Origin of the sequence: Streptomyces sp. NPDC079020 (assembly GCF_044542225.1) — a bacterium.
Classification (GTDB): domain Bacteria; phylum Actinomycetota; class Actinomycetes; order Streptomycetales; family Streptomycetaceae; genus Streptomyces.
In genome coordinates, this window is record NZ_JBITUB010000007.1 from 124,996 (window position 1) to 140,893 (window position 15,898).

Here is a 15,898-nt window from a genome sequence, read left to right on the forward strand (position 1 = left end):
CTCCGGCGCTCGGTTCGTCACCTGTTGCCGGTGACCGTCTCCCGCGCGGCGCGCAGTGATTCCTTCAGCGAGCCCATGGTGGCGAGCACCGCCGTGGGCTCGTACCCGCAGTGCGCCATGCAGTTGGCGCAGCGCGGGTCCTTGCCCCGGCCGTACTTCTCCCAGTCGGTCTCCTCGATGAGCTGGCGGTACGTCGGGACGTAGCCGTCGCTCATCAGGTAGCACGGGCGCTGCCAGCCGAAGAGCGAGTAGTTCGGGATCGCCCACGCGGTGCAGGGGAAGTCCGCCTTGCCTTCCAGGAAATCCAGAAAGAGGGGCGAGTGGTTCAGGCGCCAGCGCCCCCGGTTGCCGCCCGCGAAGGCCTTCTTGAACAGTTCGCGGGTCTGCTCGACGCCGAGGAAGTGCTCCTGGTCGGGCGCCTTCTCGTAGGCGTAGGCGGGCGAGATCATCATCTCGTCGACCTTCAGATCGTCATTGAGGAAGTTGAGGACCTCGATGATGGTCTGCGGGGTGTCGGTGTTGAAGAAGGTGGAGTTCGTAGTGACGCGGAAGCCGCGCTTCTTCGCCTCCTTCATCGCCTCCACCGCCTCGTCGAAGACGCCTTCCTTGGCAACCGATTCGTCGTGCCGCTCGCGCAGTCCGTCGATGTGCACGGCGAACGCGAAGTACGGCGACGGCGTGAATTTGTCGAGCTTCTTGCGCATGAGCATCGCGTTGGTGCACAGGAAGACATATTTCTTCTTCGCGACGAGCTGCCGCACGATCTCGTCGATCTGCGGGTGCATCAGCGGTTCACCGCCCGCGATGGACACCATGGGGGCACCCGATTCGAGCACCGCGCCGACGGCCTGCGCGACCGGCATACGCTGTTTCAGGACCCCGGCCGGATGCTGGATCTTTCCGCATCCCTCGCAGGCCAGATTGCACGCGAACAAGGGCTCCAGCTCGACGATGAGCGGGAACTTCTCGCGCTTTCGGAGCTTCTGTTCAAAGAGGTACGTCGCAACCTTGATGGACTGACGGAGCGGCATGGCCATCTAGCTCACCTCCTGGGGAGCAGCAAAGATCGGTGCCATTCATAGAAAGCCGGAAGGACGGCACGAAGAACGCGGAAGGCTGATATTCCACCGCGGACCGTGCCGATGCGGACGAGCTCATGCTCTGGAGCGTCCACGACCACCCGTACGGCCGCAACCGGGCGTGGGCCGTGGCGCAGGGCGGTGCGCAGTGTGGCGGCGGACTCCATGTCCACCGCGATGGCGCCGGTGGCCCTCAGTCCGGCCCGTTCGGGCCCGCGCACGACATGGTCGGAGCCGGTCAGCGGGCCGGTGTGGACGGTGCGTCCGGGCACCGTCCTGGCGAGCGCGTCGACGAGCAGGCCCGTCCCGGCGCAGGCGGTGGAGCCGTCCGTGTCCCGGGTCTCCTCGGCGACCACCAGATCCCCGGGGTGCATTCCGGGGGCCAGGCCGGCACAGAAGCCGGAGGCGATCACCGCGGCGTCCCGCGCCCCGGCCCTGCCCAGCACCCGCCCCATGGCCGTCTCGGCGGCCCTGGGGCCCATCCCGGTCCGTACGACGCTCAGCCCGGCCGGGGCTCCGCCGCCCCGGCCGCTGCGCAGGGCGAACTGTTCGATGCCGAGGGCGCAGGCGATCAGCAGTGGCGCGGCGGGGGCGGGCGGCCCCGGTACGTCGCCCATCAGGCCTCCCCGCCGGTGGCCGCACGGCCGGCGAACGGATCGCCGTGCACGAAGCGGCCCAGCGCGGTGAGCGGGAAGACCTGGCGGTAGAGGTGGTAATTGATCGAGAAGTCCCAGGGGAATCCGGTCCCGGTGAAGTGCGGCTCGTCCCAGGAGCCGTCTGCCTGCTGGGTTTCGGCCAGCCAGGTGACGCCGCGGGCGGCGGAGCGGCTGTCGCGCTCTTCCGCGGCGAGGAGTGCCAGCAGCGCCCAGGCGGTCTGGGAGGCGGTCGACTCGCCGTGCCCGATCCACTTCTCCTCCTGGTAGGAGCGCAGGTCCTCCCCCCAGCCGCCGTCGTCGTTCTGGACGGACTTCAGCCAGCTCACGGCCCGGCGGACCGACGGGTGGCCGGCCGGGATACCGGCGGCGATCAGCGCGGGCACCACCGACCCTGTGCCGTATACGTAGTTGACGCCCCAGCGGCCGAACCAGGCGCCGCACGCCTCCTGTTCGGCGAGCAGCCACTCGATTCCCCGCCGGGTACGGGGGTGGCGGGCCCGGCCCTCGACGGCGAGCATCTCCACGACATGGCCGGTGACATCCGCCGAGGGCGGGTCGATGACCTCCCCGAAGTCGCAGAACGGCAGGCGGTTGGGGAACGGGCTGGTGTTGTCGGCGTCGAAGGCGCCCCAGGCTCCGTTGCGGGACTGCATCCCGAGGTTCCAGCGCACTCCGCGTTCGATCGCGGCTTCGAGCCGGGCGGGGTCGGGGTGGTCGACGCGGCGCAGCGCCAGGACGACTTCGGCGGTGTCGTCGATGTCCGGGTAGTTGTCGTTGTGGAACTCGAACGCCCAGCCGCCCGGGGCGAGTCGGGGCTTGCGCACCGACCAGTCCCCCGGCCGTCCGATCTCCTCGCCGAGCATCCAGTCGGCGGCCCTCACCAGCGCCGGATGGTCGGGGCGGAGCCCGGCGTCGGCGAGCGCGATGGTGGCCAGGCAGGTGTCCCAGACGGGCGACTGACAGGCCTCGACCATGCGGGCACCGTCCTCGCGCCACACGGCGAAACGGTCCAGCGAGGCCAGCCCGGCGCGCATCACCGGATGGTCGAGGTCGTAGCCGAGCAGGTGGAGGGCGATGACGGAGTAGACCGCGGGCGGCTGGATGCCGCCCCAGCAGCCGTCGCTCTCCTGACGCTCGATGATCCAGCGGGCCGCCGCGTTCATCGCGATGCGCCGCAGCCGACGGGGGGCGGCCCGGTGGTACAGGTGCATCGCCTTGTCGAGCCGCTGGAAGAGTCCGTCCCAACTGGCCACCGGAGCAAGGCTCCTGGGCGGATTGGGGACCGCCGGATCGGTGTGCAGCTCGTCCAGGGTGAACGGGGCGGGCCGTACCGGCCGCTTCGCCGAGACGATGGTCAGCGGAACGATGGTCTGCCGGGCCCAGCAGCCGAAGTCATAGATGTTGAGCGGCAGCCACTTGGGGAAGAACATCAGCTCGGGCGGCAGTTCCGGCAGGTCCTCCCACCGCCACCAGCCGAAGAGGGCCAGCCAGATCCTGGTGAAGACCCGGGCGGCCGCGATCCCGCCCTGTTCCCTGACCCACCCGGCCGCACGCGTCATGTGCGGCTCTTCCGGCCGGTCCCCCGCCAGCCTCAGCGCCACATAGGCCTCGATGGTGGCGGCGAGGTCACCGGGCCCGCCGTGGAACGTCGCCCAGGTGCCGTCACCGAGCTGTTCGCCCCGGATGAACCGGGCTGCCGCCCGCACCGTCGCCGGGTCCTGGATCCCGAGGAACTGACGGAGCAGCAGATCCTCGGCGTCCATGGTCACATTGGTGGCGAGGTCGCCCTTCCACCAGCCCTGCTGGTCCTGCCTGCCGAGGAGGTGCTCCACCGAGCGTTCCGCGGCCCGCCGCGCGGCGGCGAGCACGTCGTCCGCGGCGATGGTTGATTCGGTCGGATCGCCTGCCGAGGCTGCGCGAGGGTTCGCGGCTCCGGTGCTTCCGTCGGTCGTCGCTGTCATGGCTTCCCCTTCGTGCAGTGTGGTCTCTGCTGTGCTGGGGTCTCCGTCGGCCGGTGCCCGTACGGGCACCGGCCGGCGACTGCGAGTCATATGCGAATGGTGATCATCTCTTTCGTACGACGACGAAGTCGGCGAGCGCGATGAGCTGCGCCCGTACGTGCTGCGGCATGTCGACACCCTGCAGCGCCTCGATGGCGACCGCATGCTGACGGCGGGCCTCCTGGGCGGTCCACTCACGGCCGCCCGCCTCCTCGATGAGTGCCGCGCGGGCGGCGAACTCCTCTTCGGAGAAGCTGTCGAAGTCGCTGCTCTTGGCGTCGGCGGCGAGCAGTTCGCCCAGGCGCTCGGAGGCCGGGCCGCCCGCCGCGAGCGCGGCGACGACCGGCAGGGACTTCTTGCGCTGGCGCAGATCGCTCCAGGTCTGCTTGCCGGTGGCCTCCGGGTCTCCCCAGATCCCGAGCAGGTCGTCGACGGCCTGGAAGGCGAGGCCGAGGTGGTAGCCGTATGCCTCCAGGATGTCCGCGGTGCGGTCGTCCGCGCCGCCGAGCACCGCGCCGATGGAGACGGCGCAGGCGAGCAGGGCGCCGGTCTTGTTGCCCTCCATCTCCAGGCACTCCTCGACGGTGACCCGCTCGCGGTGCTCGTAGGAGATGTCCTGGGCCTGGCCGTCGATCAGCTTGCGGGTGGCGGTGGTCAGCCTGCGGGCCGCCCGGCCCGCCTCGACGGTGCCGAGCTCCAGCAGGACCTCGTTGGCGAGCGCGAAGAGCGCGTCGCCGACCAGGATCGCCTGCGCGGGTCCGTGCACCTTCCAGACGGTGTCGCGGTGGCGGCGCTGCTCGTCGCCGTCCATCAGGTCGTCGTGCAGCAGCGAGAAGTTGTGCACGAGTTCGACGGCCACCGCGCCGGGGATACCGGCCTCGGCCGGCGCGCCCGCGGCTTCCGCGGACAGCAGGGCGAGCGCGGGGCGCACGGCCTTGCCGCCGTCGCCGTCGGCGGGCCGGCCCTGGGCATCGATCCAGCCGAAGTGATAGGCCGCGACGGTGTCCATGGGCGGCGCGAGCCGGTCCACGGCAGCCCGCAGCACCGGCGCTGACAGGGCCCGCCCGCGCTCCAGAAGCGCGGGAACGTCCGCGGTGTCCGCCACGGTGTCGAAAGCCGGATTCGCCGGGGTCACTGACTCTCCTCTTGTTCCGGTGGTACTGCTCATGCCGCCTCCTGCAGCGGATGTCCATGGGTGCGGCCGAGGTCGGCGAGCGCGGCGTCGGCGGCGCTGAAGCCACTGCGCACGGCGCCCTCCATCGTCGCGGGCCAGCCGGTGGCGGTCCACGCGCCCGCCAGGTGGAGGCCGGGCGCACGGGTACGGGGGCCGGGGCGCAGCCGGCCGACGCCCGGGGCGGGCGCGAAGGTCGCGGTGCGTTCCCGGGTGACGAAGAAGTCGCGGATACCGGCGCCCCGGGCGGCCGGCAGGAGCCGTTCCAGCTCGGGGAGGTAGCGCGCGCGCAGTTCGGCGACGGGCAGGTCGATCTCGTCCTGGACCGCGGACTGGGAGACCGCCAGATACTGTCCGCCGCCGGTCAGGCCGGAGGATTCGGTGCGGTCGAAGACCCACTGGACCGGGGAGCCGATCGCGGCGAAGAACGGTCTGCGCAGCACCTTGCGGTCATAGATGACGTGCACGTTCAGAATCGGCGCGGTGTCGATGTCGAGCAGCAGGCCGGGCTCGTCCAGGGCGCCCTCGGGCAGCAGGCCGTGTGTCTCGGTCTGCGGCACGGCCAGGACGACGGTGTCCGCCGCGATCCGTCCGCCGCCCGTGCCGACGGTCCAGCCGCCGTCCTCACCGCGGCTCAGGGAGCCCACTCTGGCGCGCAGCTCGGTCCGCACGCCCGCCGCGTCGAGCGCCTTGCGGGCGAGGGTGTCGTGCAGCTCACCGAGCGGCACGGTGGCCCAGCCGATGTCGGCGGCGCCCGGTTCGGAGAGCAGGCCGGTCTTGAAGACCATCGCGGCGAGCGCCATGGAGGCGTTCGGCGCGGTCGCATTGAGGGTGGCGACGCCGACCAGGTCCCAGAGGGCTTCGATGGTCCGCTCCGACTGGCCGTGCCGGCGCAGCCAGGTGGCGAAGTCGATCCCGTCGAGCGCGGGGTCGGCGGGGTCGAGGCGCTTGAGCGCGAGGGCGGCCCGGCCGACGCTCGCCTTCTCGGCCAGCGAGAGGTGCGGGTAGGCCGCGAGTCCGGCGGCCAGATGCAGCGGTACGGGGAGGTTGTTGCGGCGCAGCCGTCCCAGTCGGGGACCGGCGGCCCGGCCGACGTCGAGCACGGGCACGTCGAGGCGGTCCTGGAGCGGGGCCAGGCGGGCGCCGCCGATCCGGTCCAGGAACCAGCGGTAGCCGGTGCAGCAGCGCAGATAGACGTGCTGGCCGTTGTCGACGGTCAGGTCGCCGCGCTGGAAGGAGAAGGCGAGGCCGCCGAGCCGGGGCCGCCCTTCGAGCAGGGTCACGTCAAGTCCGTCGTCGGCCAGACGGAGGGCCGCCGTGACGCCGGCGAGACCGCCGCCGACGACCACCGCACGGGAGCGCGGGCTCTCGTCGCTCATGCCTCCCCCTCTCGTGGGACGGCCGCCACCAGGGGCGCCGCCATCCGGATCGTCGCAGTCAGGGACGCGCCGGGCCACCGGAGGGTTGACCGGCGGCCGGGCCGGGTGCGGCCCATCAGGCTCGCCCCCTGGCCGTGAGCCGCGAGACATGCCGGGCGTCGAGGCCCGAGAGCCCGCGTACCGCGACATAGGCCTTCTCGTGGCCCGGCAGCGACACCCGGCCGCGGAGCACGGCCTCGGGGTCGCGTTCGATGCGGTCGAGGAGGCGGCGGTAGATCCCGGCCATGGCGGCCACGCACGCTCCGCTGCGGCGGTCCAGCATCGGCAGCAGCCGGTAGCCCTCGGCGAACAGCGCGCGGGCCCGGCGGACCTCGAAGTGGACCAGTCCCGCGAAGTCCGAGCCGGGCGGCGGGGTCGCCGTGTGGAATCCGGCGGAGCAGCCGAACTTGGCGAGGTCGTCGGCGGGCAGGTAGGTGCGCCCGTTGCCGGCGTCCTCGCGGACGTCACGCAGGATGTTGGTGAGCTGCAGGGCGAGGCCGAGGGTGTCGGCGTACTCCGGGGCGCGTTCGACGCCGGGCGCGCCCGGTTCCGTACCGAAGACGCCCAGGCTGAGCCGCCCGATGGCACCGGCGACGCAGCGGCAGTAGACCCTCAGGTCGTCCCAGGTCTCGTAGGTCGCGCCGCGCACGTCCATCAGCACACCGTCGATCAGCTCGTCGAGCCCCCCGAGCGGCAGCGGGAAGCGGCGGGCGGCATCGGCGAGCGCGACGGCCACCGGGTCGGTGTCGTCCTCGTCGACGGCGCCGTCCCGGATCCGGCCGAGCACCTCGCGGGTCCCCTCCAGCCGGGTGCGCTTGGTCTCCGGGTCCAGCTCACCGTCCCCGATGTCGTCGACCCGGCGGGAGAAGGCGTACAGCGCCGACATGGCCTGCCGCTTCTCGTGGGGCAGCAGCCGGATCCCGTACGCGAAGTTACGCGCCTGCTGTCCGGTGACGGCCTCGCAGTAGCTGTATGCGGCCTGTACCGGTGCCGACATGTACGTCGCCTGTCCCTCCACGGTCCGGCTCATCCCTTTCCACGCGCTCTTCGCAAGACGACTCCCACTTCGCGCAGCAGGCTGGGCTTGGTGGGTCTGGGCGGTCCGGGCAGTACATCGAACCCGGCGGCCGAGATCGCCGTGAGGGCGGAACGCCCCCCGGCGACGAATCCGGCGAGGAGCAGCCTGAGCCTGCCGTGAACGCTACCCACCAGGGGGGCGCCTTCATTCAGCAGGTCCCGTGCGCGTTCCGCTTCGTATGCGACCAGGGCGCGCACGGACGCGCCCGCGGAGGGCACGGCCAGGTCGGACTCGCTGACATGGAACCGGGCCATGTCCTCGGCGGGCAGATAGATCCGGTCGCGGCCGAGGTCCTCGGCGACGTCCTGGAGGTGCTCGACGATCTGCAGGGCGGTGCAGACCGCGTCGGAGCGGCGGATGCGTTCGGGGCTGGCGGTGCCGGTGATCGCCAGGACCAGGCGGCCGACGGGGTTGGCCGAGAGTTCGCAGTAGGCGCTGAGCTCCTCGTACGTCCCGTAGCGGCGGATCTTCTGGTCCTGCCGGTTGGCCTCGATGAGACCGCGGAAGGGCTCGGGGGTGAGCGCGCGGCGCCGCACAGTGGGGCGCAGGGCGCGCAGCAGCGGGTGGCGCGGTCCGTCGCCCGTGGTGGCGAAGACCCGGTGCAGATCGGCCTCGAAGGCGTCGAGCATGGCGACCCGGTCGTCGCTCTGCGCGGCCTCCAGGCCGAGGTGGCGCGCGTCGGCGCCGCCGGGGTCGAGATCGCCGTCGCCGATGTCGTCGACGAGCCGGGCGTATCCGTAGACCGCCATCAGGTCGTCACGCCAGGCGCGCGGCAGGAAGAAGGGGGCGACGGGGAAGTTCTCGTCGGCGGCCTTGTCGAGCGTCGTGGTGGCGGCGGCGTCGGGGCGCGCCCGCTGGGTCCGCGTCACTGCGTACCGCCCGGCGCGGGGACGGCCGAACCACGTCGGAGCTGGAGATCTTCCGTCATTGCCGTCACATCTCCCGTTCTACACTGCCGACCCAAAACATCCCTTTTCGGACACGCCGCTGGCTCTTCCGAGTGCGCGGGCGCACTGCGGGTGCCGCCCCGAGGGGTTATCGCCCCACTTGCTACGAATCGGCACCGGTACAGCTTACGTTGTACAGCTCACAGCGCCCCGCCGGGGTGTGGCGCGCGTGAAACGTGCGCCACCCCGCCCGTCAACCTTCCCCGTACCCGGGGGAATTGACCTCATCCGACGGGAGGAGATCGTCCCCGGGGCCGTACTGCGCAGGGTCTCCCGGCGCCCCGGACACCGCGCCGCACACTCCCGTGGCCCCCGCCGGAGCGTTCCGGCGGAGGCCACGGGGGTACGGAGGGCTACTTGCCGGTCTCCCGCTCGTACGCCTTGAGGACTTCCTCGGTGGGGCCGTCCATCAGGAGCTCGCCCTTCTCCAGCCACAGCACCCGGTCGCAGGTGTCCCTGATCGACTTGTTGTTGTGGCTGACCAGGAAGACGGTGCCGGCCTCCTTGCGGAGTTCGCGGATCCGCTGCTCGGAACGGATCCGGAACTTGCGGTCACCCGTGGCCAGCGCCTCGTCGATCATGAGGACGTCGTGGTTCTTCGCGGCGGCGATGGAGAAGCGCAGGCGCGCGGCCATGCCGGAGGAGTACGTCCGCATCGGCAGGGTGATGAAGTCACCCTTCTCATTGATCCCGGAGAAGTCCACGATGCCCGTGTAGCGCTCGCGGATCTCCTCCCGGCTCATCCCCATGGCCAGACCGCCGAGCACCACGTTGCGCTCACCGGTCAGGTCGCTCATCAGCGCCGCGTTCACACCGAGCAGCGAGGGCTGACCGTCCGTGTACACCTTGCCGGACTCGGTCGGCAGCAGCCCCGCGATGGCGCGCAGCAGGGTGGACTTGCCCGAGCCGTTGGTGCCGATGAGGCCGATGGCCTCGCCCCGGTAGGCGGTGAAGGAGACACCCCGTACGGCGTGGACCTTCCGCACCCCCCGCGACTCGCCCTTGCCGCGGCGCACCATGCGGCTCAGCGCGGCGGTGGCGCTGCCCCTGCCGCCGCCCGCACCGTTGACGCGGTACACGATGTGGACGTCGTCGGCGATGACGGTGGGAACGTTGCGTCCCTGCGTGTTGTCCTCAGCCACGGCCGTACCGTTCCTCTGCCTTCCAGAAGTACACGAAGCCCGCGACGCCCGCGAGGAGCGCCCAGCCGAGGCCGACGGCCCAGACGTGCTGCGGGAGGTTCTCGGAGCCGTACCCGTCGATCAGCGCGAAGCGGACCAGGTCCATGTAGATGGCCGCCGGGTTGTACTGGAGCACGTCCGCGATCCACTGCGGCTTGTCCGCCAGCATCACGGGGATGGAGAACATGACGCCGGAGGCGTACATCCAGGTCCGCATGACGAAGGGCATCAGCTGCGCGAGGTCGGGGGTCTTGCTGCCGAGCCTGGCCATCACGAGCGCCAGACCGGTGTTGAAGAAGAACTGCATGGCCAGCGCGGGAACGACCAGCAGCCACGAGAGCGTGGGATAGCTGCCGAAGCCCACCGCCACGAGCACCAGCACGATCATCGAGTACAGCAGCTGCTGGAGCTGCTGGAGCGAGAAGGAGATGGGCAGCGAGGCGCGGGGGAAGTGCAGGGCCCGGACGAGCCCGAGGTTCCCGGAGATGGACCGCACCCCCGCCATCACCGAGCTCTGGGTGAAGGTGAAGACGAAGACGCCGGTCACCAGGAAGGGGATGAAGACCTCCTGGCTCATCCCCTTCCTGGTGCCCAGGATCAGGCCGAAGATCAGGAAGTAGACCAGGGCGTTCAGCAGGGGGGTCGCCACCTGCCACAGCTGGCCGAGCTTGGCCTGGCTGTACTGCGCCGTCAGCTTCGCCCTGGAGAAGGCCAGGATGAAGTGGCGGCGGCCCCAGAGCTGCCGGATGTATTCGAACAGCCCAGGCCGGGCGCCGCTCACGGTCAGGCCGTACTTCGCGGCCGTCTGGGCCGCGCTCAGCCCCTCGTCGGCGGACGACAGGGTGCCGAGGGCAACCCCACCGTCGTGGGTTGTGTCACTCACAAGTTGAAACTCTCGTCTTCAAGATGCGCAGCCAGGGGCGCGGCTCAGGCGGACAGGTCCCGGAAAGTTGAAATACGCCTCATGCTCTCAGAGGAAAGCCTCTCAGATCACAGGAGGTCGGCCCAGTCTCGTCAGCTGCCACACCGTACGCCACTTCATGGGGCGCCTGGGCCCGCAGGGCTTCGCCCAGCCTTCCCGGAATCCGCCGAACCATGCCCTGAGCGCGGGCCGCGAAGGCCTGCGTATCAGGGTCAGCAGCAGCCAGACCCCCACATAGACGGGCACCAGCGGTGCGGGCAGGTTCCGGCGGGCGAGCCAGACCCGGTTGCGGGCGACCATGCGGTGGTAGACCGCGTGCCGGGAGGGGGCGGTGGTCGGGTGGTTGAGCACCATGTCCGCGCGATAGTCGATCATCCACCCGGCGTCCAGCGCCCGCCAGGCCAGATCGGTCTCCTCGTGGGCGTAGAAGAATTCGTCCGGAAGTGCTCCCACCTCGGCGATGACCCGGGTGCGTACGACGTTGGCGCCGCCCAGGAAGGTCGTCACCCGCGAGGAGCGCATCGGGTCGGAGGCGCGCAGCCGGGGAACGTGCCGGCGCTGGGTGATCCCGGTGTCCGGGTCGGCGATCCGGAAGGTGATGATGCCCAGCTTCGGGTCCGTGTCGAACGCCTGCCGGCACAGCTCCGCGGTGTCGGTGTTCGGCAGCAGTCCGTCGTCGTCGAGGAAGAGCAGCCCGTCCACATCGGCACCGGACGGGCCGAACGCCTCGATGCCGACGTTGCGGCCGCCGGGGATGCCCAGATTCTCGGGCAGCTCCACCGTGCGCACACCGGCGGGGACGTCCGGGACCGGGGCCCCGTTGCCGACGACCACCACCTCGATCCGGTCACCGTCCTGTGCGGTGACCGAATCCAGGAGGGCGCGCAGCTCGTCCGGGCGGTTGCCCATGGTGATGATGACCGCGCCGAGTTTCATGGGTGAGCTCACTTCAGCCTGCTGGAAGCGAGCACGGACACGAGGTGGAGCAGTGTCTGCAGGAGCGCGATCCCGGCGAGGACGGCGACGCCCAGGCGCGAGAAGAACAGGTCGTCGCGGACGCTGTCCGCGATGGCCGCGGCGAGGATCAGCAGGGACGCCTCGACACCGAGGACCAGCCGGTGGAACTTCAGGGCCGCGGCGGCCCTGCGGGCCAGCGCCATTCCGGAGGAGCGCGGCTCGGACGCCGCCTCCTTCACCGGCGGCATCCCGCCCTGGTGGCGGGCGACGCCGACGAGGTCGGTCTCGGCCTTGATCAGGATCGCGCCGAGCGCGGCCAGGGTGCCCAGGAAGGCCCACAGCCAGTCGATGCGTCCCTCGCCCCAGAGGTCGGCGGCGCGCAGACCGAAGCCGGCCAGGACCGCGGCGTCGCACAGATAGGCGGCGACCCGGTCCAGGTAGACCCCTGCGAGCGAGTACTGCTTCTTCCAGCGGGCGATCTCGCCGTCCACGCAGTCGAGCAGCAGATAGAGCTGGACCATCAGAACGCCGAGCACCGCGCCCGTGATGCCCGGTACGAGCAGCGCCGGGGCGGCGAGGGCACCTGCGACCGTCATCACGTAGGTCAGCTGGTTGGGCGTGACCCGGGTGTTCACCAGATGCCGGTCGACGCGCAGGGAGACCTCGCGCATGTAGAGCCGGCCGGCCCAGTGCTCGCCGCTCCGCCGGTCCTTCACACCCGGGGGGTGCACGACCGGTCGAAGCTCAGCTACCGATGGCTTTTGCATAGTCTGCGTAAGCGTCCTTGATCTGGTCGGTGGACAGGTTGAGGTGTTCCAGGATCGTGAAGCGTCCCGGACGCGTCTGCGGGGCGTACTCGACGGCGGTCACGAACTCGTCGGCGGTGAAGCCGATCTCCTCGGGCCTGACCGGCAGGCCGTGGCGCCGCAGTACCGAGCTCATCAGCAGCGCTTCCTGACGGGCGCCGCGCAGATGCATGGCGAAGCACGCGCCGAGGCCGACCTGTTCGCCGTGGCTCGCCGCACGCTGGGGGTACAGCAGGTCGAAGGCGTGGTTGATCTCGTGGCAGGCGCCGGAGGCGGGCCGGGAGTCCCCCGCGACCGACATCGAGATACCGGTCAGCACCAGCCCTTCGGCCAGCACCTTCAGGAAGCCGTCGTCGCCGACCCCGCCCGGGTGGCGCAGCACGGCCTCGCCGGCCTGCCGCGCCATGGCGGCCGCGAGGCCGTCTATCTCCTCGCCGTTGACCTCGTGCGCCAGCTCCCAGTCGGCGACGCAGGAGATGTTCGAGACCGCGTCGCCGATGCCGGAGCGTACGTAGCGGGAGGGCGCCTCACGGATGATGTCGAGGTCGATGACCACGGCGATCGGGGTGGGCACCCCGTAGGAGCCCCGCCCGTTGTCGTTGTCCAGGGTCGCCACCGGCGAGCAGAGACCGTCGTGCGAGAGGTTCGTCGCGACGGCGACCAGCGGCAGGCCGACCCGCGCCGCGGCGTACTTGGCCACGTCGATGATCTTGCCGCCGCCGAGGCCGACCACGGCGTCGTACCGGTTGCCCTTGATGCCGTCGGCGAGCTTCACCGCCGAGTCGATCGTGCCGTCGGACACCGGGTACCAGTCGGCACCCGGCAGGACCGGTGCGAGCCTCTCGCGCAGGGCACGCCCGGAGCCTTCGCTGATCGCGATGGCGAGCTTGCCGGAGGAGGAGATCCGCTGGTCGGCCAGGAGGCCCGCCAGATCGTCCATGGCGCCGCGGCTGATGTCGACGACGACCGGGGACGGAATGAGCCGGGTCAGTACTGGCACGCGATCTCACGGCCCTTCGCGAGGTCGTCGTGGTTGTCGATCTCGACCCACGTCACTTCGCCGATGGGGGCCACGTCGACGGTGAAGCCGCGGTTGACGAGTTCCTGGTAGCCGTCCTCGTAGTAGAGGTCGGGGTCACGCTCGAAGGTGGTCCGCAGCGCGTCGGCGAGCTCCTCGGCGGCCTCGGGCTCGATCAGCGTGACGCCGATGTACTCGCCGGTCGCGGTGGCCGGGTCCATCAGCTTGGTGATCCGCCGCACGCCCTTGTCGCCCTCGGTGATGACCTTCATCTCCTCGTCGGCGAGGCTCTTCACCGTGTCGAGGGCGAGGATGATCTTCTGGCCCTTGCCGCGGGCGTCCAGGAGGGTCTTCTCGACGGAGACCGGGTGCACGGTGTCGCCGTTGGCGAGGATGACGCCCTGCTTCAGGACCTCACGGGCGCACCACAGGGAGTAGGCGTTGTTCCACTCCTCGGCCTTGTCGTTGTCGATGAGGGTGAGCGTGACGCCGTACTTCGCCTCCAGCTCGGCCTTGCGGTCGTAGACCGCCTCCTTGCGGTAGCCGACCACGATCGCGACCTCGGTGAGTCCGACCTCGGCGAAGTTGGCCAGCGTGAGGTCGAGGACCGTCCGCTCACCGTCCACGGGCACCAGTGCCTTGGGCAGGGTGTCCGTGTAGGGGCGCAGACGTCGTCCTGCACCGGCTGCCAGTACGAGGCCGATCATGCGAGTTCTCCTTCGTCGTGTACGGCGGGGGCCGAGGAGGACACCCAGAAGCGGATGGACTCCACGAGCACCACCAGAGCCACGGTCACCGCGAACGCGGTGAGAGCCGTGGTGAAACCTGAATGCTGGGTCAGTACGGCGGCGAGCACGGCCACCACAACGGTCCGGCCCTCGTGCCCGCCGATCGTCCGCACCAGCCACTGGGGCGGCGCGCCGGTGCCGCCGCGGATGCGGTACACCGTGTCGTAGTGATGGTAGGCGACGGCCGAAACCAGTCCGAAGGCCGCGGGAACGGCGTGCGGCACATCGCTGCGGGCCGCCAGGACCAGGATCGTGCAGTACTCCGCGGCCCGGAAGACCGGCGGGACGAGCCAGTCCAGTACGCCCTTGAGCGGGCGGGCGACGGCGAGGCCGGAGAGGGCCGCGTACACCCCGGCGGCGGCGACCGTCAGCCAGCCGCCGAACGGGAGGAACAGGGCTCCGGCGACCATCACCAGCGCGCCGAGAAGGGCGAGCGCCGGGGCGGTGAAGGTGCCGCGCGGCTTGGGCCCCACGGCGGCGACGGCCTGTGCCAGGGGGCCGGAGTCGGCCAGGTCCGCGAGGGCGCGGGCGGCCCGGTCGGTGCGGTGCGCCTTGCGGGTCAGCGAGCGCAGCAGCCGGCCGGCCGTGGTGTAGCAGGCGGCCAGGGCACAGCCGATGAGCAGGGCGCAGAACACGATCCGGGGGGTGGTGACCGCGGTGAGGACGGCGATCATCGCCCATCGCTCACCGATCGGCAGCACTATCATCCGGCGCAGCCAGACGGTCCAGCCGACACTGTCGAGCCGGTCGGACAGGGCGGCGGTCGGGCTCGTGTTGGAGACCGCGTCGTGATTGGCCTCGTTGAACGAGAAGTCGACGACATGGCGGCAGGCCTGGAGCACCATCGCGCCGAGCGCCAGGACCCAGACGTCGTCGCCGCCCCGGGCGGCGCCGAGCGCGAGACCCGCGTAGTACGCGTACTCCTTGGCCCGGTCGAAGGTGGCGTCCAGCCAGGCGCCCATCGTCGAGTACTGGAGCGAGTAGCGGGCGAGCTGCCCGTCGGTGCAGTCCAGGACGAAGGAGAGGAGAAGGAGGACACCGGCGGCGACATAACCGCCCCTGGTACCGGTCGCCGCGCTGCCCGCCGCGATGAGCGCGGTGATCAGCGAGGCGGTGGTGACCTGGTTCGGGGTGAGGCCGCGGCGGGCGCACCAGCGGGCGATGTAGCGGGAGTACGGGCTGATGAAGAAGGTGGTGAAGAAGCCGTCGTGGGCCTTCACCGCACTGCGCAGCCGTACCGCCTCGTCGTCCACCGCGGCGACGGCCGCCCCGGCGGCCGCGCGCTGCTCGTCCCCGGTGGGGACGGCGGCGGTGAGCGAGCCGAGTTCGGGCCGCTGCACGGCGACGCCCTCGGCGTCGAGCGCGACGGCGAGGCGGCCGGGCACGCTGCGGTCCTCGGCGGCCGGCGGCTCCTCGGGGCCGCCCGCGCCGCCCGCCGCGACGGTGCGGTGCAGGGCCCGGACGAGCGCGGCGCGGGCCTCGGGCTGCGCGGTGAGCGCGCCGGGGACGGTGGCGGCGGGGAAGCGGGGATCGGTCAGTCCGAGCCGCAGGGCGTGCGCATGCCCCACGAACCGGGGGTCGACGAGCGCGACGCGGCGGCTGGGAGGGACTGCCGCGAGCAGCCGGGCGGCGTCCGTGGCGTCGGTGGCGGTTTGTACCTCGAAGCCCAGTGACCGCAGATCGTCCGCGAGCGGCGATCCGGGTACCGGCGCACCGGTGAGGATGGCGGTCGACAGACGAACTCACTCCTTGGCGCTGGCGTGGACGACGCGCGGCAGTGCGGCCCGGATGCGGGCCGGCGGCGCGTCGGCTGAGGCTATCGGATGAACGGAAGGCCGAGTTCACCGCCCGTTTGTGCTCCGTTCGGGGCGGACCCG

Annotated in this window: 14 protein-coding genes; all 14 read right to left on the reverse strand. The window is 71.1% G+C overall.

Going from position 1 to position 15,898, the window contains the following annotated elements; genetic code table 11:
* Nucleotides 1–17 precede the first annotated feature (17 nt).
* Complete coding sequence (gene hpnH, locus ACIGJO_RS16670; protein ID WP_399958438.1) at nt 18–1,037, reverse strand: adenosyl-hopene transferase HpnH; 1,020 nt, start codon at nt 1,035–1,037, stop codon at nt 18–20.
* Nucleotides 1,038–1,042: 5 nt separating this feature from the next.
* Entirely contained in the window at nt 1,043–1,696 is a 654-nt protein-coding gene (locus ACIGJO_RS16675; protein ID WP_399958440.1) for a 1-hydroxy-2-methyl-2-butenyl 4-diphosphate reductase, read from the reverse strand.
* Nucleotides 1,696–3,696 (reverse strand): squalene--hopene cyclase, encoded by a 2,001-nt coding sequence (gene shc / locus ACIGJO_RS16680; protein ID WP_399958443.1) that lies wholly within the window; start codon nt 3,694–3,696, stop codon nt 1,696–1,698. The genes ACIGJO_RS16675 and shc overlap by 1 nt, the downstream gene beginning before the upstream one ends.
* A gap of 103 nt (nt 3,697–3,799) precedes the next feature.
* Nucleotides 3,800–4,903 carry a polyprenyl synthetase family protein gene (locus ACIGJO_RS16685; RefSeq protein WP_399958445.1) on the reverse strand — a complete coding sequence of 368 codons (1,104 nt, stop codon included), beginning with the start codon at nt 4,901–4,903 and terminating at the stop codon, nt 3,800–3,802.
* Nucleotides 4,900–6,285, reverse strand: a complete 1,386-nt coding sequence (gene hpnE, locus ACIGJO_RS16690) for a hydroxysqualene dehydroxylase HpnE (RefSeq protein WP_399958448.1) — start codon at nt 6,283–6,285, stop codon at nt 4,900–4,902. Before hpnE ends, ACIGJO_RS16685 begins: the two co-directional genes overlap by 4 nt.
* Nucleotides 6,286–6,400: 115 nt before the next feature.
* Nucleotides 6,401–7,354: a presqualene diphosphate synthase HpnD gene (hpnD, locus tag ACIGJO_RS16695; protein WP_399958450.1), complete on the reverse strand. Its 954-nt coding sequence runs from the start codon at nt 7,352–7,354 to the stop codon at nt 6,401–6,403.
* The gene (gene hpnC / locus ACIGJO_RS16700) at nt 7,351–8,271 is read right to left on the reverse strand and encodes a squalene synthase HpnC (RefSeq protein ID WP_399958453.1); all 921 of its coding nucleotides are present in this window, start codon (nt 8,269–8,271) and stop codon (nt 7,351–7,353) included. The genes hpnD and hpnC overlap by 4 nt, the downstream gene beginning before the upstream one ends.
* Nucleotides 8,272–8,702: 431 nt before the next feature.
* On the reverse strand, nt 8,703–9,491 hold the full coding sequence (locus tag ACIGJO_RS16705; protein WP_329946135.1) for an ABC transporter ATP-binding protein: 789 nt from the start codon (nt 9,489–9,491) through the stop codon (nt 8,703–8,705).
* Entirely contained in the window at nt 9,484–10,413 is a 930-nt protein-coding gene (locus ACIGJO_RS16710; RefSeq protein ID WP_329946136.1) for an ABC transporter permease, read from the reverse strand. Before ACIGJO_RS16710 ends, ACIGJO_RS16705 begins: the two co-directional genes overlap by 8 nt.
* Nucleotides 10,414–10,515: 102 nt before the next feature.
* Nucleotides 10,516–11,388, reverse strand: coding sequence for a glycosyltransferase family 2 protein (locus ACIGJO_RS16715; RefSeq protein ID WP_399958457.1), 873 nt, complete (start codon nt 11,386–11,388; stop codon nt 10,516–10,518).
* 8 nt (nt 11,389–11,396) lie between these two features.
* On the reverse strand, nt 11,397–12,176 hold the full coding sequence (locus ACIGJO_RS16720; RefSeq protein WP_399958460.1) for a CDP-alcohol phosphatidyltransferase family protein: 780 nt from the start codon (nt 12,174–12,176) through the stop codon (nt 11,397–11,399).
* A complete protein-coding gene (locus ACIGJO_RS16725; protein ID WP_399958463.1) occupies nt 12,154–13,215 on the reverse strand; it encodes an iron-containing alcohol dehydrogenase family protein in 1,062 nt (353 codons plus the stop codon). Before ACIGJO_RS16725 ends, ACIGJO_RS16720 begins: the two co-directional genes overlap by 23 nt.
* Nucleotides 13,203–13,940, reverse strand: a complete 738-nt coding sequence (locus tag ACIGJO_RS16730; RefSeq protein WP_266925844.1) for a phosphocholine cytidylyltransferase family protein — start codon at nt 13,938–13,940, stop codon at nt 13,203–13,205. Before ACIGJO_RS16730 ends, ACIGJO_RS16725 begins: the two co-directional genes overlap by 13 nt.
* Nucleotides 13,937–15,700: a DUF5941 domain-containing protein gene (locus ACIGJO_RS16735; protein WP_399958994.1), complete on the reverse strand. Its 1,764-nt coding sequence runs from the start codon at nt 15,698–15,700 to the stop codon at nt 13,937–13,939. Before ACIGJO_RS16735 ends, ACIGJO_RS16730 begins: the two co-directional genes overlap by 4 nt.
* Nucleotides 15,701–15,898: the final 198 nt, after the last annotated feature.

What these genes read in the sequence shown, in the direction of transcription:
- ACIGJO_RS16730 (WP_266925844.1), bottom strand. Translation starts at nt 13,940, where the DNA reads ATGATCGGCCTCGTACTGGCAGCCGGTGCAGGACGACGTCTGCGCCCC.
- shc (WP_399958443.1), bottom strand. Translation starts at nt 3,696, where the DNA reads ATGACAGCGACGACCGACGGAAGCACCGGAGCCGCGAACCCTCGCGCA.
- ACIGJO_RS16685 (WP_399958445.1), bottom strand. Translation starts at nt 4,903, where the DNA reads ATGAGCAGTACCACCGGAACAAGAGGAGAGTCAGTGACCCCGGCGAAT.
- ACIGJO_RS16720 (WP_399958460.1), bottom strand. Translation starts at nt 12,176, where the DNA reads ATGCAAAAGCCATCGGTAGCTGAGCTTCGACCGGTCGTGCACCCCCCG.
- ACIGJO_RS16715 (WP_399958457.1), bottom strand. Translation starts at nt 11,388, where the DNA reads ATGAAACTCGGCGCGGTCATCATCACCATGGGCAACCGCCCGGACGAG.
- hpnH (WP_399958438.1), bottom strand. Translation starts at nt 1,037, where the DNA reads ATGGCCATGCCGCTCCGTCAGTCCATCAAGGTTGCGACGTACCTCTTT.
- hpnD (WP_399958450.1), bottom strand. Translation starts at nt 7,354, where the DNA reads ATGAGCCGGACCGTGGAGGGACAGGCGACGTACATGTCGGCACCGGTA.
- hpnE (WP_399958448.1), bottom strand. Translation starts at nt 6,285, where the DNA reads ATGAGCGACGAGAGCCCGCGCTCCCGTGCGGTGGTCGTCGGCGGCGGT.
- ACIGJO_RS16675 (WP_399958440.1), bottom strand. Translation starts at nt 1,696, where the DNA reads ATGGGCGACGTACCGGGGCCGCCCGCCCCCGCCGCGCCACTGCTGATC.